Annotated in this window: 17 protein-coding genes and 5 tRNA genes; 10 read left to right on the plus strand and 12 right to left on the minus strand. The window is 59.1% G+C overall.

Features of this window, described 5'->3' with window-relative positions:
- Positions 1–45: 45 nt before the first annotated feature.
- Positions 46–642: a transcriptional regulator BetI gene (gene betI, locus ACUN8C_RS06050; RefSeq protein ID WP_445621367.1), complete on the minus strand. Its 597-nt coding sequence runs from the start codon at positions 640–642 to the stop codon at positions 46–48.
- Between the two features lie 283 nt (positions 643–925).
- Here betI and ACUN8C_RS06055 point away from each other — a divergent pair.
- The 4 genes from ACUN8C_RS06055 (at position 926) to ACUN8C_RS06070 (ending at position 2,081) form a co-directional block, all read left to right on the plus strand.
- Positions 926–1,002 (plus strand) — tRNA-Met (locus ACUN8C_RS06055).
- Between the two features lie 112 nt (positions 1,003–1,114).
- Positions 1,115–1,190 (plus strand) — tRNA-Asn (locus ACUN8C_RS06060).
- Positions 1,191–1,212: 22 nt separating this feature from the next.
- Positions 1,213–1,288: transfer RNA gene (locus tag ACUN8C_RS06065), tRNA-Asn, on the plus strand.
- Between the two features lie 598 nt (positions 1,289–1,886).
- On the plus strand, positions 1,887–2,081 hold the full coding sequence (locus ACUN8C_RS06070; protein WP_445621368.1) for a hypothetical protein: 195 nt from the start codon (positions 1,887–1,889) through the stop codon (positions 2,079–2,081).
- Positions 2,082–2,205: 124 nt separating this feature from the next.
- Here the strand turns inward: ACUN8C_RS06070 and ACUN8C_RS06075 are convergent, their stop codons facing one another.
- Positions 2,206–4,410 (minus strand): carboxy terminal-processing peptidase, encoded by a 2,205-nt coding sequence (locus ACUN8C_RS06075; protein WP_445621369.1) that lies wholly within the window; start codon positions 4,408–4,410, stop codon positions 2,206–2,208.
- 140 nt (positions 4,411–4,550) lie between these two features.
- Here ACUN8C_RS06075 and ACUN8C_RS06080 point away from each other — a divergent pair, with 140 nt between their 5' ends.
- Positions 4,551–5,858: a M18 family aminopeptidase gene (locus ACUN8C_RS06080; RefSeq protein WP_445621370.1), complete on the plus strand. Its 1,308-nt coding sequence runs from the start codon at positions 4,551–4,553 to the stop codon at positions 5,856–5,858.
- A 57-nt stretch (positions 5,859–5,915) separates the two neighbouring features.
- Here the strand turns inward: ACUN8C_RS06080 and ACUN8C_RS06085 are convergent.
- The 10 genes from ACUN8C_RS06085 to ACUN8C_RS06130 form a co-directional block, all read right to left on the minus strand.
- Positions 5,916–5,992, minus strand: a tRNA-Met gene (locus ACUN8C_RS06085).
- A gap of 61 nt (positions 5,993–6,053) precedes the next feature.
- Positions 6,054–7,145, minus strand: coding sequence for a redox-regulated ATPase YchF (ychF, locus tag ACUN8C_RS06090; protein WP_108843900.1), 1,092 nt, complete (start codon positions 7,143–7,145; stop codon positions 6,054–6,056).
- Positions 7,146–7,239: 94 nt separating this feature from the next.
- Positions 7,240–8,118, minus strand: a complete 879-nt coding sequence (locus tag ACUN8C_RS06095) for a DMT family transporter (RefSeq protein ID WP_445621371.1) — start codon at positions 8,116–8,118, stop codon at positions 7,240–7,242.
- A gap of 32 nt (positions 8,119–8,150) precedes the next feature.
- Positions 8,151–8,738, minus strand: a complete 588-nt coding sequence (pth, locus tag ACUN8C_RS06100) for an aminoacyl-tRNA hydrolase (protein WP_445621372.1) — start codon at positions 8,736–8,738, stop codon at positions 8,151–8,153.
- Positions 8,739–8,867: 129 nt separating this feature from the next.
- On the minus strand, positions 8,868–9,539 hold the full coding sequence (locus ACUN8C_RS06105; protein WP_445621373.1) for a 50S ribosomal protein L25/general stress protein Ctc: 672 nt from the start codon (positions 9,537–9,539) through the stop codon (positions 8,868–8,870).
- 106 nt (positions 9,540–9,645) lie between these two features.
- On the minus strand, positions 9,646–10,587 hold the full coding sequence (locus ACUN8C_RS06110) for a ribose-phosphate pyrophosphokinase (RefSeq protein ID WP_207771499.1): 942 nt from the start codon (positions 10,585–10,587) through the stop codon (positions 9,646–9,648).
- Between the two features lie 73 nt (positions 10,588–10,660).
- Positions 10,661–10,735: transfer RNA gene (locus tag ACUN8C_RS06115), tRNA-Gln, on the minus strand.
- Between the two features lie 34 nt (positions 10,736–10,769).
- Positions 10,770–11,675 carry a 4-(cytidine 5'-diphospho)-2-C-methyl-D-erythritol kinase gene (gene ispE / locus ACUN8C_RS06120; protein ID WP_445621374.1) on the minus strand — a complete coding sequence of 302 codons (906 nt, stop codon included), beginning with the start codon at positions 11,673–11,675 and terminating at the stop codon, positions 10,770–10,772.
- Positions 11,672–12,304 (minus strand): lipoprotein insertase outer membrane protein LolB, encoded by a 633-nt coding sequence (gene lolB, locus ACUN8C_RS06125; protein ID WP_445621375.1) that lies wholly within the window; start codon positions 12,302–12,304, stop codon positions 11,672–11,674. Before lolB ends, ispE begins: the two co-directional genes overlap by 4 nt.
- Positions 12,301–14,127, minus strand: a complete 1,827-nt coding sequence (locus tag ACUN8C_RS06130; RefSeq protein ID WP_445621376.1) for a tetratricopeptide repeat protein — start codon at positions 14,125–14,127, stop codon at positions 12,301–12,303. The genes lolB and ACUN8C_RS06130 overlap by 4 nt, the downstream gene beginning before the upstream one ends.
- Before the next feature lie 263 nt (positions 14,128–14,390).
- Between ACUN8C_RS06130 and hemA the strand changes: the two genes are divergently transcribed.
- The 5 genes from hemA to ACUN8C_RS06155 all read left to right on the plus strand — a co-directional run bounded on the left by hemA (position 14,391) and on the right by ACUN8C_RS06155 (position 20,288).
- Complete coding sequence (gene hemA / locus ACUN8C_RS06135; protein WP_445621377.1) at positions 14,391–15,662, plus strand: glutamyl-tRNA reductase; 1,272 nt, start codon at positions 14,391–14,393, stop codon at positions 15,660–15,662.
- Entirely contained in the window at positions 15,659–16,750 is a 1,092-nt protein-coding gene (prfA, locus tag ACUN8C_RS06140) for a peptide chain release factor 1 (protein WP_445621378.1), read from the plus strand. The genes hemA and prfA overlap by 4 nt, the downstream gene beginning before the upstream one ends.
- A gap of 10 nt (positions 16,751–16,760) precedes the next feature.
- The gene (gene prmC, locus ACUN8C_RS06145; protein WP_445621379.1) at positions 16,761–17,645 is read left to right on the plus strand and encodes a peptide chain release factor N(5)-glutamine methyltransferase; all 885 of its coding nucleotides are present in this window, start codon (positions 16,761–16,763) and stop codon (positions 17,643–17,645) included.
- Positions 17,642–18,391, plus strand: a complete 750-nt coding sequence (locus tag ACUN8C_RS06150; RefSeq protein WP_445621380.1) for a HesA/MoeB/ThiF family protein — start codon at positions 17,642–17,644, stop codon at positions 18,389–18,391. The genes prmC and ACUN8C_RS06150 overlap by 4 nt, the downstream gene beginning before the upstream one ends.
- 175 nt (positions 18,392–18,566) lie before the next feature.
- Complete coding sequence (locus ACUN8C_RS06155; RefSeq protein ID WP_445621381.1) at positions 18,567–20,288, plus strand: ShlB/FhaC/HecB family hemolysin secretion/activation protein; 1,722 nt, start codon at positions 18,567–18,569, stop codon at positions 20,286–20,288.
- Positions 20,289–20,322: the final 34 nt, after the last annotated feature.

Raw genomic sequence — 20,322 nt, forward strand, 5'->3', positions numbered from 1 at the left:
CTCCTGGATAAACATGAATTTGAAGTGTCAAAAGAACATATGATGTCAGGCGGTATCGCTGCTCTGCAGCTGTTCGTCAACGTAGCGACAGGCCAGCCACACCGCACTTGAAATATCGAATTTCTCGGGCGACAGCGCACCGCGCAGCCACAGGCCATCGATCAGCGCTGCCAGCCCGCGGGCGGCCGTGCGGGCCTGTTCAGAGGGCAGATGCTTTCGGAACTGATAGGTAATGTTGGAGTAAAGGCGCCGGTCATTGACCCTTTGCAGTCGCTGCAGATCCGGTTTGTGCATGCTGGTGGTCCAGAAGGCCAGCCATGTCTTCATGACCGCCTGACTGACCTGGCTGCGATCAAAGTTGCCTTCCACAATCGCATAAAGATGCGCTTTGGCGTCACTGCTGCTCAATGCCTGGCGCCGTCGAGCGACCGATGCGCCAAGGTCGGCAAGAATATGGCGCATGGTGGCCTCGAGAAGCCCGTCCTTGCCGCCAAAATAGTGGCTGATGATGCCTGCAGAAACGCCCGCACGTCGCGAGATCTGCATGATGGTGCTGTCGGCCAGACCTGCTTCATCGATTGTGGCCATGGTGGCGTCAATCAGTTGCTGTCGACGAATGGGCTCCATACCTACCTTGGGCACTGATCGCCTCTCCCTTTGTGAACAACGTTGATTGATATTCAGGGTAGCCATTTTTTATTGAACGATCAATCAATAAAAATGGATGAGGTGTTTGGCGTTTGCGCCGTACAGGCCTGATGACCGATAAACAATGAACCCGTATGACCTGGACCGTGAGTGTTCTCATTTAATAAGGCTCCTGGTGGGAGAGGCGAGGGCAGAGACAGATGAACCGGTCGTGGCTGAAGGGGGCATGAGGGATTGGCATATCGGTGGTGCTTCTGTACAATGCGCACGGTCGCATGGCTACGTAGCTCAGCTGGTTAGAGCACATCACTCATAATGATGGGGTCCCCTGTTCGAATCAGGGCGTAGCCACCAGCGACAGGCAATATTCGTGTCGTATGATTGTCGCGAATAACGCCGGGGTCTTTATCAGGGCCTTGACGTTTTTTCTGAAATACGTATACTACGCCGCGTATTCGGAAGACATTCCCCGATAGCTCAGTTGGTAGAGCAAATGACTGTTAATCATTGGGTCACAGGTTCGAGTCCTGTTCGGGGAGCCAATAAAATCTGATACATCGTTGTTCCCTGATAGCTCAGTTGGTAGAGCAAATGACTGTTAATCATTGGGTCGCAGGTTCGAGTCCTGCTCAGGGAGCCAATACTTGTCACGCCCAGACAGGTATGTAGTGCCATCACCCGCATCATCTCTTCCTTTTCTTTTTGATTCGACGCTCGGGTCAACCTTGCCTGGCTCCTGTGTGTCGCTATCTTTCTGATGTTATATCCGAATTATTTAATTTAAAAGTGTTGACGTCTTTTCGAAGTGCCTCGCCAGCCCTTGTTTGACTCAATAAATAACGTTTGTTATAAGAAATATCCATCTGTGCCCGAAAACGACGTTTACTGTTTTTACTTCCAGAATCGTATTTTGAATGATGGTTGTTCGAACGGCCGGTATTCGGATCGATGCTATTTCGGTTAACAATGTTATTCGATTAACATTACTATTCGATCAGCGTTGTCGTTCGATTAAACGGCATTCTGGATTGTTCGGTTTATTCCCGGTGGGCGGCCTGTTATCCGAGCGGTGATGGTTCGGTTTTGAGCCAGTGTTGTCATGTTGTTTCGATATGTCGCGTTGCTCACCTGTGGACATCTGTCTATTGGCAGCGCCATCTGGCCATATCCCTGACAGTCCATGTGCCTTGCGACATCTTGCCTATCCGCAACATTAATAATTTCAGGAATGTAAAAGAATGCCCCGCGAGAGAAACCTGTCCATCAAGGACAAGTGGTCGCTTGATAATCAGCTTGGCGAGATGTTGAGAAATCTCGACAAGCAGGCGCCCGCTAGACCCGCCTTTTTTGAAGAGCTTGAAGCATTGATGCAGAGTTATGGTATGAGTCATCAGGACACCGTTAAAATATTAAAACTCATGCAGCAATCATAATCTGATTAGTCCTTTTTTTATTACGTGTTCATTTGAAAGCGTTGAATGTTTATATAAAAGCCGGTTTTTTTGACAATAAAAAAGGGCTGCCTGTTGTAACAGGCAGCCCTTTTTCATGATGGGATCAGGGCCGGGGAGCTGGAGTCTCCGGCTTGCGTCCCTTGTCGGTCAGCAAGGCATAATCCAGTAGAATCTCTGCACTTTCATCCATGGCCGCCTGCTGAATGGGAGATTCGGACTCCGCATCCTCTCCGGCCTGCAGCGCTTCATCGCGTGCATCGGTCCAGGTATCGATTTCAGGCAGTTTCAGTGCGCGGCGGCGCTGGTTTTCAAGCGCCAGCTGCTCGGCTTCCTGCGCCTCCATTTCGCGCTTTCTCTGTTCTCGGTTGAGGCTGACGGTATTGTTCTGGGCCTGGAATTGCTCGGCCAGCTGCGCCTCACGCGTCAGATAATGAAAGTTGGGATTGTTTTGAGCGCGCTGCTCATGTTTTTGCCTGAGTTGCGCCACAAACTGCCAGGGTTCGCCGTACATGCGATAGCTGACCGGACGTACCGTATCCCATGCCAGTGCATAGTCGAGCGCGCTTTCACCGATTTCATCCTTGTCGATCAGGCTGGGGAAAGCAATATCCGGCTCTACACCGCGCAGCTGAGTGCTTTCTCCCGAGATTCGATAGAACTTGGCGCGTGTGAGCTTCAACTCGCCATGGCTCAGGTCGCTGAGCGTCTGAACCGTGCCCTTGCCAAAGGTCTGGTTGCCGAGTATCAGGCCGCGGCCATAATCCTGTATGGCGCCGGCAAAGATTTCAGAGGCGGAAGCAGAGAGTCTGTCGACCAGCACGGCCAGCGGGCCGTCGTAGGCAGCGCCGCGATCCGTATCACCATAAAGACTGATGCGTCCACGCGCATCACGAACCTGAACGGTAGGGCCGCGATCGATAAAGAGGCCCACCATCGAGTTGGCTTCCTGCAGGGCACCGCCACCGTTGCCGCGCATGTCGAGCACAATGCCTTCCACGTTCTGTGTCTTCAGCTTTTCAATCAGCTGCGCCACATCGCGTGTTGAGCTGCGATAGTTCTTGTCACCGGCCTGATAGGCGTCAAAGTCGACATAAAAGGCCGGCACCTTGATCACGCCAACGCGATGGGTTTCTCCATTGCGATGGGACTCGACAACGCGGCTGCTGGCCGCCTGATCTTCCAGACTAACGGTGTCGCGCGTGATCTCGATGGTCCGGGTCTGGGTTACATCAACGGCTTTGGCCGGGATGATTTCCAGGCGTACCTTTGACCCTTTCGGTCCGCGAATATGCTCAACGACTTCATCCAGGCGCATGCCGATCACGCTGATCATTTCGCCGCTATCGCCATCACCGACGGCGACAATACGGTCGGCCGGCTTGATCTGGCCGCTGCGCTCGGCGGGGCCGCCGGACACCAGACTTGAAACGCGAACGTATTCGCTGTCCTGCTGGAGCAGGGCGCCAATACCTTCCAGTGAAAGCTTCATCTGGATGTCAAAGGACTGGCCACGGCTGGGAGAAAGGTATTCCGAGTGAGGGTCAATGGAGCCCGTGGCGGCATTGAGGACAATGCTCAGCACATCTTCGGAATTGGTCTGTTTGACGCGGGCAAGCTGGCTCTTGTAACGATCGGCCAGCTGTTTGGCAATCTTTTCGGGAGACATCGTCTTGCCGCTATCGCCTGTGCCGGGGCCGGCGTTGGGCGCCGGTGCCGGGATAGTGGCGATCTCGGACAGGACGCTGGTATCCACCACCGGCTGATCCTGCGATGTATCCGGTGCCAGTGACAGGGTCAGGGCCGCATTTTTAAGCCGCCGGCGCCAGAGATCATCCAGCTCATTGCGGCTTTCTGCCCAGTCAGCGTCTTCAAGATTGGTCGGCAGACGCTCGTTGCCGGAGAAGTCGAAGTCGGGCTGGTTTTCGAGCCGGTCGATCAGCCATTCAAGTCGACTTTCCAGACGCGCCTGGTAGAGATCGTAAAATGCATAGACGCGATCCAGATCACCTTCTACCAGCATTTCATCAAGCCCTGTGCGCAGATCGCTGAACTGGGCAATATCTTCGCGGGTGAGATAGGCGTGCTGTGAATCCAGAAGTTTCAACATGCGGCTGAAGACCTTGTCGGCCCAGCCATTATTGAGCGTTACAGGTTCATAGTGACCATATTCCAGTGATTGAATGACTTCCCGAGACGCCTGTCGCCCCTCGTCGGTCGGCTTGATTGCCTCATCACCCATTGCGGGCAGGGCAGTCAAAAGGCACAGAGCGAACACCGCAATATTGCGGGCTGGGGCAAACAGGCTCATCAATGAAGCACTCCCGGGTTCATGTACACTTTATGTTCTGTTATTACGAGATTAAAAGGATCTGTTGCAGGTCAGCAGGCAGGGCCGTCATTGTAGCAGCCCGACGTGCTTATCACCGATAGGTAGTATGGGAGAATTACGTGTTTCATTCCTCGACAATTACTGATTTGTTCAATTTTCTCAAGTATTCCCCTACACCCTGGCATGCGGTCAGGGAGATGGCGTCGCGTCTTGAGCAGGCAGGCTTCATGCCACTGGACGAGACCGAGCATTGGCAGCTTGTGCCCGGCAAGCGTTATTACTGCACGCGCGCCGGCGGTGCACTGATCGCCTTTCAGCTGCCCGAGGGGCCGCTGGAGGCACTTCGCATGATCGGCGCCCACACGGATAGCCCGGCACTGCGTTTAAAGCCTCAGCCTGTACAGATGTCGGCCCAGTGGATGCAGCTGGGGGTCGAAGTCTATGGGGGTGCGCTTTTGGCGCCCTGGTTTGATCGTGATCTGGCCGTTGCCGGTCGGGTGTATCTGCGTGATGGTCAGGGCAGACTCCGGGAGCAGCTCTTTCAGGTCGATCAGCCAGTCGCCATTATTCCGAGTCTTGCCATTCACCTGGACCGCGACGTCAATCAGGGCAAGGCACTCAATGCCCAGACCCAGATGGCGCCGGTGGTCTGGCAGGCAGGCCCCGATCAGGTGCCGCCTTCAATAGAGTCCCTGCTCAAGCGCTGGCTTGCCGATCAGCATGGTCTGGAGGATATCGGCATCATTGACTACGAGTTGAGCTTTCATGATGCGCAGCCGGCTTCGCAGGTAGGGCTTGAGGGAGAGATGATCAGCGGGGCGCGGCTGGATAATCTGCTGTCCTGCTATTGCGGCATGCGCGCACTGATGGAAAGTGACGGCACGCAGGGCGCACTTTTCATTGCCAATGATCACGAAGAGATTGGCAGTGGCAGCACGGGTGGTGCGCAGGGCACGCTGCTGGGCGATGTGGTGGCACGTCTGGCCGAGGCACAGGGGGATGGCGGTGCCGGAGCGCGTGTCCGACTTTTGCAGTCATCGCGTCTGATATCGTGTGACAACGCACACGCCGTGCATCCGAGCTATCCCGACAAGCACGATGCGCGCCATCAGCCGGCGCTCAACCGAGGCCCCGTCATCAAGGTCAATGCCAGTCAGCGCTACGCCACCAATGCTGCAACCGGCGCGCTTTTTCGCGAGATCTGTCGTGAGGCGGACGTGCCGGTACAGACGTTTGTCAGTCGTGCCGATATGCCGTGTGGTACCACGATCGGCCCGCTTACGGCGACCCGCACCGGGGTGCCCACGCTGGATATCGGGCTGGCGCAGTGGGCGATGCATTCCATCCGCGAGACGGCGGGTGCACATGATCCCGATCATCTGATCCGGGCGCTGACGGCGTTTTGCAATCGCCAGCATCTGAGCTGAAGCATCCGAACGGCAGGCATAAAAAAACGGCATCCGAAGATGCCGTTTTTTCGTATCTGGTGGCTACGCCCTGATTCGAACAGGGGACCCCATCATTATGAGTGATGTGCTCTAACCAGCTGAGCTACGTAGCCGTTCAACGCGAGCGCATACTACGCAAAGGCCATCAATGCGTCAAGCCCTGCACCGGCGTTTTCAGACGTTGAAACGAAAATGCACGACGTCGCCGTCCTTGAGCACATATTCCTTGCCCTCCAGACGCCATTTGCCGGCTTCCTTGGCCCCCTGTTCGCCGCCAAGACCTACAAAGTCTTCATAGGCGATGACTTCGGCGCGGATGAATCCTTTCTGGAAATCGGTATGAATCACGCCGGCACCCTGTGGGGCCGTGGCACCCACCGGTACTGTCCAGGCGCGAACTTCCTTCACGCCTGCAGTGAAGTAGGTCTGAAGGTCCAAAAGGCCATAGCCTGCGCGAATGACGCGATCGAGCCCCGGCTCGTCCATACCCATTTCATCGAGGAACATGGCGCGCTCTTCTTCTTCGAGCTCGGCAATTTCGGCCTCTATCTTGTTGCACACCGGCACCACCACGGCACCTTCTTCGGCGGCAATGGCATGCACCACGTCCAGGTGCGGATTGTTTTCAAAGCCTTCTTCATGAACATTGGCGATGTACATGGTGGGCTTGAGCGTCAGAAATCCAAACCCTTTCAAAAGCCTCTTTTCCTCATCATCAAGGCCGAAGCTGCGCAGAGGATGACCTTCTGCAACATGGGGCTGAATACGCTCCAGCAGCGCCTTGCTGGTCAGGGCTTCCTTGTCGCCACCCTTGGCCACGCGCGCCAGGCGTTGAATGCCGCGCTCAACACTGTCCAGATCTGCCAGAGCCAGCTCGATATTGATGGTCTCGATATCGGCGCGTGGATCAACCTGATTAGAGACGTGAATGACGTTGTCGTCGTCGAAGCAGCGCACCACATGCGCGATTGCATCGGTTTCACGGATATTGGCCAGAAACTGATTGCCCAGTCCTTCACCCTTTGAGGCGCCAGCCACAAGACCCGCAATATCCACGAATTCCATGGTGGTCGGGATAGTCTTCTGGGGCTTGACGATGTCGGCGAGCCGATCAAGGCGAGGGTCCGGCATCGGCACGATACCGGTATTGGGTTCGATGGTGCAGAAGGGGAAGTTTTCTGCATCGATGCCTGACTTGGTCAGGGCATTGAAAAGGGTCGATTTGCCCACGTTGGGCAGGCCGACAATACCGCAATTGAATCCCATGGATGTGCATCCTGCAGTGTAGGGCGATGTTATTGATTCGATCCGCAGTACGGACGAGATGGTGCGAAGTTTACCTGTTGCCGTGGTTGCCTTGCTACCGTCTGGATGATGTCTGGCGACCGGCAAGGCCCACGCCGCAGGCAGCCAGCAGCATGCCGCCGACCTGTAGAGGCCCGAGCGTTTCATCGAACAGAAGCCAGCTCAGAAGGGCGACCACGGGCGGCACCAGATAAAAAAGCGAGGCCACGCTTGAAACCGAGCCACGACGGATCATGACCAGCAGCAGGGAAATGGCGCCCACCGACAGGCCAAATACCGACCATAAAAGGCCTGTCCATGCCTGCCAGTTTGACTCAAAGCGCATGTTTTCGGTGGTCAGCGCCAGGGGGAGGGTGACCACGAAGGCGCCGATAAACTGAATGGCGGCGTTGGTGCGAAGGTCGGCGCCGGGGCCGGTTCGTTTTTGCCAGATGGTGCCCAGGGTAATGCTCAGCATGGCGATCAATACCGCCACCAGTGGCAGGGGGTCAATCTTGCCGAAATCGGTCTCAAGGCCCGGCAACAATACCAGCAGGGTGCCGATAAAGCCGATCAGTACGCCCAGCCACTGGCGAGTATCGGGTCGCTCATCGAGCATCGAGGAGGCAAAAATGGTGGTGGCCAAAGGCTGAAGTCCGACCACCAGCGCTGCCACGCCCGCGGGCAGGCCGCGATTGACCGCCCAGAAAACCCCGCCCAGATAAAGACTCTGCAGCAAAATGCCGACCACCAGGGCGCGCGTCCAGGCGGCTCGACCGCGTGGCCAGCTTGCCCTCACGGCCTGTGCGATCAAAATGAACACCAGCGCGCTGAGTAAAAAGCGATAGCTTAGAAAGGTCAGCGGGTCGGTCCATGGGGCCACCAGCCGTGCGGCGATAAACCCGGTCGACCAGATGCCGACAAAGACCAGCGGTATCAAGCGTTCGAGCGTCATGACAGGCAGCTCCTGCAGCGATGGTCGCGCGGCTAGGCGGCGCTGAAACTGTGAAGTTGGTTCATGGCGCGCGCCCAGTCACCGGCCAGTGCCAATGGCAGGGTCTCAAGCGATGCATCAATGGCATCATCAATGGCTTGGCGTTCGCTCTTGCCCGGCGCTCCAAGCACGTAGTTGACCACTTGGCTGGCGCTGCCGGGGTGGCCGATACCAAGTCTCAGGCGGTGAAAATTCTTGTTCTGGCTCAGCGCGTTGATGGTGTCACGCAGGCCATTATGGCCGCCGTGACCGCCACCCTGCTTGTAGCGCGCATGGCCGGGGAGCAGGTCCAGCTCATCGTGTACCACCAGAAGCGACTCCGGCGGCAGCTTGTAAAAGGCAGCCAGTGCGCCAATCGACTGGCCGCTGTGATTCATGTAGGTCGAAGGCGCCAGCAAATGAATGTCGTGCCCTTCAATGGTCGCGCGGGCGTAGTGGCCCAGCAGCTTGCGTTCGGAGCGAAGCGTGGCGTGATAGCGGCCAGCCAGCGCATCGATCAGCCAGAAGCCGGCATTATGGCGGGTCTGTGTGTACTGGGCGCCCGGGTTGCCCAGCCCTATGATCGCTTTAATATCGCTCATGAGGCGTTCTCGCTTGTTGTCATCACAGCGCCCTGCGGTGCATGCAGGCCATAAATCAGAACGGCCGGGCGAGCCGGGCACTGGGCCCGGCCCGACCGGCCGTCAGGCATCAGATGGCAGACGCCATCCTTAGACCTGCTCGCCCTCGCCGCCGTTATCGGCTTCGGTGCGCGGTGTACCATCGGAAGACTCGCCTTCACCTTCTTCATCGGTGCCAAGATCCGGATGCGTGATCGTGACGATACCGGTGTCATGATCTTCGCCGTGCGTCAGGGCAACGATGGTGATGCCCTTGGGCAGCGGGATGTCGCTCAGGTGAAGGGTATCGCCCATCGCCATGTTGGCAACGTTGACTTCCAGATACTCGGGCAGGTCACCCGGCAGGCAGCTGACTTCAACGTCATTGGCCAGAACGTGCAGAACACCGTCCTGTTCACGAACGCCCTTGCACTCGTCTTCACCGGCAAAGTGAAGCGGTACGGTGATGGTCAGCTCGTGAGTGGCATCAACGCGCATGAAGTCGGCGTGCGTGATCAGCTCCTTGTAGGGGTGACGCTGCAGATCACGGATGACGACCTGTTCCTTCTTGCCCTCAATGTCGATGTTGACGATGGAGGAGAAGAAGGACTCTTCTTCAAGCGCCTTGTAGAAGGCCGGCTTGTCGATGGCGATCGGCTGCGGCTCGGCGCTGCCGCCATAGATGATGGCCGCGACACGTTCGTTCGCACGACGCAGGCGGCGGCTCGCACCTTTCCCCAGCGCCGTACGAGCGACAGCGGTCAGTTGATAATCATGTTTCATGGGTTGGACCCTCATTGGTTCAAGTCGAAAACGACACGGCCCGCGACCAGACCTGTGCCGTTTTATCGGGCTTTCGCATCATGCGAAAGCGGTTACCGGCGCGATGTCAGTGAAACATCGCGCTGACGGATTCTTCATTGCTGACGCGGCGGATGGCTTCTGCAATCAGACCGGCGACCGACAGCTGACGAATCTTGCCGCTGCGACGAGCATGTTCGGCCAGCGGAATGGTATCCGCCACGACCAGTTCGTCGAGCTGTGATTTCGTAATGTTGTCGACTGCCGGACCCGACAAAATGGCGTGTGTGGCGTAAGCCAGCACGCGACGCGCGCCATGCGCCTTGAGCGCTTCAGCCGCCTTGCACAGCGTACCTGCCGTATCGACCATGTCGTCGACCAGTACACAGGTGCGGTCCTTGATGTCACCGATGATGTGCATCACCTGAGCCTGATTGGCCGACGGGCGACGCTTGTCGATGATGGCAAGGTCTGCGTTGAGCTGCTTGGCAATGGCACGGGCACGAACAACGCCGCCGACATCGGGCGAGACGATGGCAATGTCGTCGTAATTCTGACGCTCGATGTCATCAAGCAAAATGGGCGAGCCATAGACGTTATCGACCGGTACGTCGAAAAAGCCCTGAATCTGATCAGCGTGCAGATCCATGGTCATGACACGGTCCACGCCGGCCTTGACCATCATGTCGGCCACGACCTTGGCAGAAATCGGTACGCGGGCCGAGCGGACACGACGGTCCTGTCGGGCGTAACCGAAGTAGGGGACAACAGCCGTAATACGAGTCGCACTTGCCCGACGCAGCGCATCCACCATCAGGATGAGCTCCATCAGGTTGTCATTGGTCGGTGCACAGGTCGACTGGAGAATAAAAACGTCCTTGCCGCGCACGTTCTCGTTGATCTCGACCGCGATCTCGCCATCGCTGAACTGACCGACCGTGGCATGGCCCAGACGATTATCAAGACTCTCGGCCACCTTGCGGGCAAGCTCGGGGTTGGCGTTCCCCGCGAAGACCATCAGTTTAGACACGCGCAGCCACCTTTGGACGCTTGTAGAAAATCGGGGTGGTTTGAAGTCAAACGTGAGTGACATCGAAAAGAGATGGCTGGGGTACCAGGATTCGAACCTGGGAATGCCGGTACCAGAAACCGGTGCCTTACCACTTGGCTATACCCCAATAACCCTTGATGCAAGCGCTGACGTTCAATGCTTCATGATACTCCGGTATCCGAGGATACTCGAAGCTTGCTCAGAGCCTGATGCAGAGGAGAGATGTTACAACCGCGTGCCCTGAAAACGCTCCAGCGATCCGGGTACGCATGTCGAGCGATACCATAGAGTATCTCTCTTTCCAGTTCAAGCGCTGACGTCTCGCTCTCGAGAGGGCAGAAAACGCAGGCGCCGGTTCCGGTCAGCATGGCGGGTCCGTACTGGCGAAGCAGATCGATGACCTCACCGATACCCGGTTCAAGCCTTCGCACCACGGCCTCGCAGTCGTTATGACCTCCCTGCAGGGCGCGCGACATACTAATCAAGGGGGTGTCGCGTGTCAATTGCGGATGGCCGAAGACACCGGCCGTCGACACGCTCACGCCGGGGTGAACCACGACAAACCATGGGGTATTGAGCGGAGCCGGAATCAGTTGCTCGCCCACGCCTTCGCCCCAGGCCGCAAACCCCCGAACAAACACGGGGACATCCGCCCCCAGTGTCAGTCCAAGCGTTGCCAGATGATCCGTGTCCAGCCCGAGTTGCCAGAGATGGTCAAGTGCCAGAAGTGTCGTGGCCGCATCAGAGCTGCCGCCGCCCAGGCCGCCACCCATGGGCAGTTTTTTGTCGAGGGTGATGTCTACCCCCGGCAATGCCCGATCAACAACGCCCTGTAGAAGGTGGGCGGCCCGAACGATCAGGTTGTCATCAACGCTGACACCTTCAATCGGTGGCGACAGGGTGATGGCGTCATCGTCGCGCAGACGAAAATGCAGCGTGTCGCCATGATCCAGAAACTGAAACAGGGTCTGCAGTTCATGATAGCCGTCGGGGCGTTTGCCCACGATGTGCAGCATGCGATTGAGCTTGGCCGGTGCCGGCAGGGTCAGTGCAGCATTCCCTGTCATGGCAGGTCGGCCTGTCCCGGCTGCCAGCGGTTGATGATCAGCGTGGTGCGCAGATCGTCATAGGTCATGACAATGCGTCGCGGCAGCCACAGTCCGTCTGCCTGGCTCCAGTCACGATAATCGATATGCCAGCCGGCCTGATCCATGGTGGCCGGGAAGCCGACGTCGTCTTCGCTCGTGCGATGCGGACTGCGCGGGTCCGGCAGGCCGCGTACCCAGTAGACCAGAGAGGAAAGTGGCAGCGACCAGCCCATCTGCTGTGCCATCAGTTCCTCGGGGGTCGGTGCCTGGAAGGTGCCATCGCCGTTGGTCAGGGTGACCTGACGGCCATTGCCCTTCAGCGTATTGCGACCGGTGCCCCAGGGGCCGCTGACCGAAATGCGATACTGATCGGCACGCTGGGTCCAGTCCAGGTTGGCGCTCTGGCTGTCATCCGGTGTGCGGATGCCGACCTTGCCGGCTGCCGTCCAGGTATCCAGAGCTTCAAGATTTGACTGCTGGGTGCGCCAGTCGCCGGGGTGTCGTTCTTCCTTCTGGGTGGGTGCCTGAGTGGCACAGCCGGCCAGAAGGACGATCAGGGCGAGGGTCAGAAACTGTAGCGTGCGACCGATCGCAGTACCTGATGTCATGGGGTGCTCTCCTGGGAAGTAACAGTGGATGAATTCGTTGCCTGTGGCGGCGGGCCGAGCGGGGTCAGCAGCGGATAGCGACTCAGCAGGCCATCAATGGTGGGGTGGTTGCGAAAACGCGCCATGGCACCTGCGATGATACGTCGTGCCTGCTCGCTGTCGCCGTCGGCCCAAAGTGCTTCTGCCAGATGTGCGGCGACCTCTTCATCCGGCATCAGGGCATAGGCCTGCTTGAGCAGGGCCACGGCCTGATCGAGCTGGCCCAGATGAAAGTGCGCCCAGCCCAGGCTGTCGACGACCGGGGCCGATTCAGGCGCCAGACGGTGGGCACGCTCGAGAAGTTGCAAGGCTTCTTCATGGCGGTCGGTCTGCTCGGTCAGGGTATAGCCAAGCGCATTGAGAGCGTCGACATTGTCCGGGTCGCGTTTGAGCAGGGTGCGCATGTCGCGCTCCATGGCCTTGAGATCCTGATGTTCGATGGCGCGCACGGCGCGTATATAAAGCAGGCTGTCGTTGTCGGGCGCGCGTGACGTGATGGCGCTGTCGAGCAGCTGGTCGGCGCGCATGCGCTGATCGTTCTGATCCAGCAATGACAGGGAGAGTTCCATGAGCGCGGCGTACTGATCGGGATAATCATTTTCCTGACCCTGTAACCAGCGCAATGCGTCATCGATGCGTTTTTGCTCGGTGAACAATTGAACGCCGCGTACACGTGCCGTCATGAAGTGCTCCCCTTCGGGAACGCGCGCATACAGTGCCAGTGCCTGGTCAATGTCATCGAGTCTTTCGCTGGCAAGGCCTGCCAGCATATAAAGATCGCCCGAGGGGGAAGCGCTGTCCTCTGCCAGTGCCGGCTTCAGCAGACGCCGGGCCGCCTCGGCATGATCGTTGCGCAGATACAGCTGTGCCAGCGCCAGACGCAGCTGAAGATTGTCTGGCATCTCCTGCATCAGGATGTCGAACTGCTTTTCGGCGGCATCCACATCGTTCATGGCCAGATTGGCCTGCGCCATGGCCAGAATGAAACGGTTATCACTCGGGGCCAGGTCATGACCACGCCGTGCGTATTCAAGTGCCTTTGCCGCATCTTCCCGATCCAGCGCGATCTGGCTGCGGGCCAGCCAGAGTGCCGGCAACCTGGCATCCAGAGTCTGTGCGTGCTCAAGGTCCTGGTCGGCAGCGTCGTTATTGCCCTGCAGTGATTGCAGCAGGGCGCGCGTAATCAGCGGGTGAGGCTGGTCGGGATGGCGCTTGAGATAGCTTTCCAGCGGCGCCAGCAGCTCTTCAGGCCGGGCGCCGCTGGTAATGGCCTCTTCCAGAAAGGACTCAAGGTCGGCATCCTGGCCGCTGGCATCCACTTCAAGCAGCAGCGCCATGGCAGTAGCCCACTCGCCCTGTTCGGCGGCGGCGGCCGCCAGGATGCGACGTGGTGTCGCACTATTACGGTCCAGCGCTGCCCAGCGATTGGCGGCGGCGACGACCAGTTTCGGGTCGTTGCTCAGGCGCGCTATCTGTGTGGCCCGTCGGGCCAGCGCGATATCCGGATGACGCTGACTCTGCTGAATGTAGGTGCGGGCGGCCAGCCCCATGTCCCCACGCTGCGCGGCGATATCGGCGCCCAGAAGCGCGCCAAGAGTGGCGCCATCAAGTCTCTCCCGCGAAGCGTCGTTCTGCTTCCGGTCCGGATCATTTGATGAGGGGGTACCGACCTTCTGCGAGGTTGACGACGCTGCTGGAGTATCGGCCGCCATGGACGGCATCGGCCAGAGTGTCGTGGGCAGCAGCAGGGCGGCCATCGATAGCCATAGTGTGCGTTGGCGCATCCGTGTCCTCATTGATGGCGAAACCTGCAGGGGGCTATGAGGCTGATGAAAGCGTTCCATCCCATGGCGCCCGGGGCTATGTTAGAATGCACGACCATGAAGTGCGAGCACCATGCGGTACGCAATTCTCTGGCGCCGCTCATGCACGAAATACGCACTGTATCACCGATAACGGACCTGATCTGGCAGGATTGGATACCTGACACATAATCCAGTCGTGTCTCAGCGTTCTACACGAACGTTATAGCTAATACGGTATCACGATGCTTCTTTCCCTAGGCATCAATCATAAAAGTGCGACCCTTGAAGTCCGTGAGCAGGTCGCTTTCTCTTCCAGTCAGATGGCACTGGCGCTTGAAGACCTGATTTCCCTTGAGGAAGTTCAGGAAGCCGCCATTCTATCGACCTGTAATCGAACCGAGATCTATTGTCGGCTCGAGGGAGGAGATGAGCGCCTTTTGCTTGAGTGGCTCGGTCACTTTCATCGCCTGCCTATCGAGTCACTCGAGCACTGCGCCCGATGGCATCGTGATGGCGAAGCCGTGCGTCATCTGATGCGGGTCGCCTGCGGTCTGGACTCGATGGTGCTCGGGGAGCCCCAGATTCTGGGCCAGATCAAAAGTGCCTATCAGGTCGCCAGAACCCATCACACTCTGGGCAGCGATCTCGAGCGCCTTTTCCAGCATACCTTTGCCGTGGCCAAGCAGGTGCGCACTGAAACCGGTATTGGCGAAAACCCGGTGTCAGTGGCCTATGCTGCGGTCAATCTTGCCGGTCGTATTTTCGATGATATTCGCCAGTCCCGAGCGCTTTTGATCGGCGCCGGAGAAACCATTGAGCTGGTCGCCCGTCACCTTCGCGACGCCGGTATTCAGGGCATTATCGTTGCCAATCGCACGCGTGAGCGCGCGCAAACGCTTGCCGATGAAGTCGGTGGCGTGGCCATCGGTCTGGATGAGCTGGAAAATGCGCTGGTCTGTGCCGACATCGTCATCTCTTCAACCGGCAGCCCCACGCCGCTTCTGGGCAAGGGGATCGTGGAATCGGCGCTGAAAACGCGCAAGCATCGCCCCATTTTCATGGTGGATATCGCTATCCCGCGGGACATCGAACCGCAGGTCGGTGAGCTTGACGATATCTTTTTGTACAGCATTGATGACCTCAATGACGTCATCAGCGAAAATCGCCGCTCGCGGCAGGCCGCTGCCGATCAGGCCGAAGAGATGATTCTGGCCAACGTTTCGGCCTGGCAGCATGAGCGGCGTGTGCGCAGCGCCGGTGATCTGATTCGGCGTCATCGTCATCAGGCCGAACGCCTGCGGGCCGAGGCCGAGAGTGAGGCGCTGGCCGCCCTGTCACGAGGACAGGACCCCGAGCGGGTGATCCAGAAATTGACGCAGCAGCTGACCAATCGACTGCTGCATGGCACGACTTCACGCATTCGCGCGGCCTCCGGTGCCGAGCGGGTGGATCTGATTCAGGCGGCGGAGGAACTCTTGATCGACGACAGCGCACTGCACCGGGAATCGCCATGAAGGCCTCGCTCAGAGACCGTCTTGACGGCTTTGCCGAACGTTTCGAAGAACTCTCAAGGCTCCTTTCCGACCCGGGCGTCATCGGTGATCAAACCCGATTTCGCAACTACTCGCGCGAGTATTCCGATCTGGAAGCGCTGGTGGGTCAGTGGGCCCGCTATCGCGCGCTGGAAGCCGATCGCGACAGCGCCCATCAGATGCTCGAAGACAGCGACCCCGACATGCGCGCCATGGCGCATGACGAGATCGTCGAGATCGATGAAAACCTTGAAGCCCTCGAGCCTCAGCTGCTGCAGCTTCTGATTCCGAAGGACCCGGACGATCAGCGCAGTGTTTATCTCGAGGTGCGTGCCGGCACCGGCGGCGATGAAGCGGCACTCTTTGCCGGCGATCTCTTTCGCATGTATTCGCGCTACGCTGAAAGCCGCGGCTGGAAGATGGAAACCATCAGTGCCAGCCATGGCGAGCAGGGCGGTTTCAAGGAAGTCATTGCCCGCGTGGCCGGTGGTGATATCTATGCCCGTCTCAAGTTTGAATCCGGTGCCCATCGCGTGCAGCGGGTGCCGGCGACCGAATCTCAGGGGCGCATTCACACTTCGGCCTGTACCGTGGCGGTCATGGCCGAGGCCGATGAGGTCGCTGAGGTTGAGCTCAACCCAAACGATCTGCGCGTGGATACCTTTCGCGCCAGCGGCGCCGGCGGCCAGCACGTCAACACCACCGATTCCGCGATCCGCATTACTCACCTGCCGACCGGCACCGTGGTCGAGTGTCAGGACGAGCGCAGCCAGCACAAGAACCGTGCCCGTGCCATGTCACTGCTCGCGGCGCGCCTCAAGCAGAGTGCCGAAAGCGCCCGACATCAGCAGCAGTCCGACACGCGCCGCTCGCTGGTAGGCTCGGGCGATCGCAGCGAACGCATTCGCACCTATAACTTCCCGCAGGGCCGGGTAACCGATCATCGAATCAATCTGACGCTCTACAAGCTGGGTGAAGTCATGACCGGGGCGCTGGATGACATCATCGACCCGCTGGTCCATGAATATCAGGCCGATCAGCTGGCGGCCATGACCGGTGAAAACGGCTGACAAAACCTTTATGCGTATCGATCAGGTTCTGTCAGAAGCCGCCGCTTGCCTTGCTCGTTGCGCCTCGGGCGAGGCGGCCACACCCCATCTTGATGCCCAGCTGCTGATGGCTCATGTACTGGGGCGTTCGCGCACCTGGCTCTATACCTGGGGGGACCGCGAGATTGAGGGCGTCGAGCTCGAGCAGTTCAAGGATCTGGTTGAACGGCGTGAACAGGGTGAACCGGTGGCCTGGTTGCTGGGCTATCGAGAATTCTTCGGCCTGCGTCTGGCCGTGTCGCCTCATACCCTGATTCCACGCCCGGATACCGAAACGCTGGTCGAACAGGCGCTCTTGCGCATGCCGGCCAACGGCGCCCGTGCGCTGGACCTGGGCACCGGCAGCGGTGCCATTGCGCTGGCGCTGGCCAGTGAGCGCCCGGCCTGGCAGGTGACGGGCATCGATATCGTGGCGGGCGCGGTGGCGCTGGCACGGCGCAACGCCGACGCGCTGGGCATCACCAATGTCCATTTTGAAGAGGGCCATTTCTTCTCGGCGCTGCCACCCGCAGCCCGCTTTGAGCTGATCGTCAGCAACCCGCCCTACATCGATGAAGGTGATGAGCATCTGCGACAGGGCGACGTGCGCTTTGAGCCCCGCTCGGCGCTGGTGGCCGGACAAAATGGCATGGCCGATCTGTGGCATCTGATCGATACCGCGCGTCACTTCCTGGCACCTGATGGCTGGCTGCTGCTGGAGCACGGCCATCAGCAGGGCGGCGCGGTGAGAACGGCGCTGCTTGAGGCCGGCTATGACGGCGTCAGCACCTGTCAGGACCTTGGCGGGCGCGAGCGCGTCAGTCTGGGGCAATGGCCATCGCCGTTATCGAATTCCCTGAAACAGGAGGGCTCATGAACGACGATCAGCTGTTGCGCTATAGCCGCCAGATCATGCTCAGTGAGCTTGATTACGACGGCCAGGTTCGGCTCATGGAAGGCCATGTGTTGATTATCGGGCTGGGAGGGCTGGGGTCACCGGCCGCGCTCTATCTGGCCGCCGCCGGGGTGGGCGCGCTGACGCTGGCCGATGATGACCGGGTCGATCTCTCCAACCTGCAGCGTCAGATCGCTCATGGCGAGGCGGATATCGACCGCTTCAAGGCGCAGTCGGCCGCCGAGAGCATCAGCACGATCAACCGCTACTGCCGAACGCAGGTCATCACCGAGCGGCTGGAGGGCGAGGCGTTGCAGCACGCCGTGAGGCGCGCCGATGTCGTGCTCGACTGCACCGATCGCTTCGAGAGCCGGGACGCCATCAATCGTGCCTGCGTGGCGGCCGGCACACCGCTGGTCTCCGGCGCGGCCATTCGCTTCTCCGGTCAGCTCGCCGTGTTTGATGTTCGTGACCCGGCTGCCCCCTGTTATGCCTGTCTCTACGGTGACAGTGCCGATGACGACGCGCTGACCTGCGCCGAAAGCGGCGTGATTGCGCCGCTGGTGGGCATGATCGGCAGCTATCAGGCGCTGGAGGCGTTAAAGCTTCTAAGTGGCTGCGGCACTGCTCAGAAGGGCCTGTCCACCTTCGATGGTCTGAGCGGGCAGTGGCGCCACTTCGGGCTGGGACGTGATCCGCACTGCCCGGTGTGTCATTCGCGCCGTTAAAGACAAACCGTCTCCTGCAAGCCGCGCCCCGAGCGCGGCTTTTTTGTGTCATGGCCTGACGGGTGACAAGAGAAAAAGCCGCTGCGCAGAAAACATTAATAATTTTTTCAAATTCACTTAAGTTGTTCAGGCTATGGCCGTAATAAAGCATTCACTGATGAAATGCTGATGGCCAATGTTTCCACGTCTTCTGCGGTACGCCCTGGGCTGCGTGCTGTTATCGCTGCTGTTTTCCACCGCGCAGGCTGCCGAAGCACCCGTAACGCCCGGTGCCGATCCTGCCAGCCGCAATCTCAATCGTGACCAGCAATCACGACTGCTGGAGCAGCAGTCCCGCCGGCTGGACGCACTGCAGCAGTTGCCCGGCGACCGCGCCGTCGTAGAAACGATGCCTTCGACGGACAGTACGCAGTGTTTCCCGATCGACGCCGTCCATCTGGAGGGCATGACGCTGCTGGATCTCGACACTCGCCGTGAGCTGCTGACACCGATCATCGATCACTGTGTCGCCCTGGAGGCGCTCAATGAGCTGCTGCGCCATATCACCCAGGCCTACGTCGATCGGGGCTACATCACCTCCCGCGCCTATCTGCCGCCCCAGGATCTGAGTGGCGGCCAATTACGGGTGGTCATTATCGAAGGCCGTATCGAATCCATCGAAGGGCAGGACGACAGTCCCTCTGCCCGAGAGCTTGTCATGACCGCGCCCGTTGAGGCCGGAAATACCCTCAACCTGCGCGCCCTTGAGCAGATGATCGATCAGCTCAACCGGCTGCCCTCACGCCAATCGACCCTGCAGATGCTGCCCGGCGATGAGATCGGCGGTTCCCGCGTTCAGGTGGAAACTCAGGCACAAAAACCCTGGCGCGTGAGCCTGTCGCGCAATAACGATGGGGACGAGAGTACCGGCGAGCAGCAGTGGGGTATCGGTCTGGATATCGATAGCCCCCTGGGACTGGCCGATCAGCTCGTGACCCGCTTCGGGGAGGATGCCAGCGGTAATCATGAGCATCGCTCCGGTAATCGGTATCTCGCCTACAGCCTGCCCTATGGCTGGTGGACCTTCAGCTACAGCTACAGCAAAAGTGACTACCGCTCCCGTGCCGAGGCCAACGGCTTCTTCTTCCGTCTCGACGGGGCCAGCGAGCGCCATCAGCTGCAGGCAGAGCGGCTTTTATGGCGTGACAGCGTCAGCAAGACCTCCGTCAGTATGGGATTGAGTCGCATCTCTACCCGCAACTATATCGACCACGCCCGCATCGAGGTCAGCAGTCAGCAGCTCAGCGAACTGGCGCTGGGACTCAATCACGGCCGTCGGCTGGGCTCGGCACTTTTTAATATTGACGCCGGCTGGCAGAAGGGGCTGACCCTCATGGGCGCCCAGCATGACCAGGACACCACGCCCGGCGCCCCGCAGGCCCAGTATGACAAGGCCACCCTGACCCTGAGCTACCTGCAGCCCTTCGAACTTTACGATCAGCACTTTCGTTTTTTGAGCCTGGCCAATGCCCAGCACAGCGATGACGTGCTCTACAGCCCGGTGCGCCTGAGTCTGGGCGGTGCCAGCTCGGTGCGTGGCTTCAAGAATCAGACGCTCTCCGGTGACAGCGGCGCGTACTGGCGCAATCAGGTCAGCTGGCTGCATCCGCTGGAAGGTCCGTTGGCCCAGCCGCTGTTCAACAACATGGATCTGACCCTGGCCTACGACCAGGGCGTGATCGAAAGCACGCGCTACACCGATGGCCTCAGCGGGCGCATGACCGGCTGGGCCGCCGAGGTCGGGCTGAGCGGCCGGCATCTGGCCGTGCACGCAGGCTTTGCCCATTCGCTGACGCGCCCGCAGGCCTTTCCCGAGCGCGAAACACCGGTCTATTTAAGTGCCGATCTTTATTTCTAGGTGATCAGCGCCCGAAGAGGCGCGATCGCCGGCA

The sequence above is a fragment of the Kushneria sp. Sum13 genome (genome assembly GCF_052692355.1).

What these genes read in the sequence shown, in the direction of transcription:
- ACUN8C_RS06070 (WP_445621368.1), top strand. Translation starts at nt 1,887, where the DNA reads ATGCCCCGCGAGAGAAACCTGTCCATCAAGGACAAGTGGTCGCTTGAT.
- lolB (WP_445621375.1), bottom strand. Translation starts at nt 12,304, where the DNA reads ATGACATCAGGTACTGCGATCGGTCGCACGCTACAGTTTCTGACCCTC.
- prmC (WP_445621379.1), top strand. Translation starts at nt 16,761, where the DNA reads ATGCGTATCGATCAGGTTCTGTCAGAAGCCGCCGCTTGCCTTGCTCGT.
- pth (WP_445621372.1), bottom strand. Translation starts at nt 8,738, where the DNA reads ATGAGCGATATTAAAGCGATCATAGGGCTGGGCAACCCGGGCGCCCAG.
- ACUN8C_RS06075 (WP_445621369.1), bottom strand. Translation starts at nt 4,410, where the DNA reads ATGAGCCTGTTTGCCCCAGCCCGCAATATTGCGGTGTTCGCTCTGTGC.
- ACUN8C_RS06130 (WP_445621376.1), bottom strand. Translation starts at nt 14,127, where the DNA reads ATGCGCCAACGCACACTATGGCTATCGATGGCCGCCCTGCTGCTGCCC.
- ACUN8C_RS06105 (WP_445621373.1), bottom strand. Translation starts at nt 9,539, where the DNA reads ATGAAACATGATTATCAACTGACCGCTGTCGCTCGTACGGCGCTGGGG.
- ispE (WP_445621374.1), bottom strand. Translation starts at nt 11,675, where the DNA reads ATGACAGGGAATGCTGCACTGACCCTGCCGGCACCGGCCAAGCTCAAT.
- prfA (WP_445621378.1), top strand. Translation starts at nt 15,659, where the DNA reads ATGAAGGCCTCGCTCAGAGACCGTCTTGACGGCTTTGCCGAACGTTTC.
- ACUN8C_RS06095 (WP_445621371.1), bottom strand. Translation starts at nt 8,118, where the DNA reads ATGACGCTCGAACGCTTGATACCGCTGGTCTTTGTCGGCATCTGGTCG.
- ychF (WP_108843900.1), bottom strand. Translation starts at nt 7,145, where the DNA reads ATGGGATTCAATTGCGGTATTGTCGGCCTGCCCAACGTGGGCAAATCG.
- hemA (WP_445621377.1), top strand. Translation starts at nt 14,391, where the DNA reads ATGCTTCTTTCCCTAGGCATCAATCATAAAAGTGCGACCCTTGAAGTC.
- ACUN8C_RS06155 (WP_445621381.1), top strand. Translation starts at nt 18,567, where the DNA reads ATGTTTCCACGTCTTCTGCGGTACGCCCTGGGCTGCGTGCTGTTATCG.
- ACUN8C_RS06150 (WP_445621380.1), top strand. Translation starts at nt 17,642, where the DNA reads ATGAACGACGATCAGCTGTTGCGCTATAGCCGCCAGATCATGCTCAGT.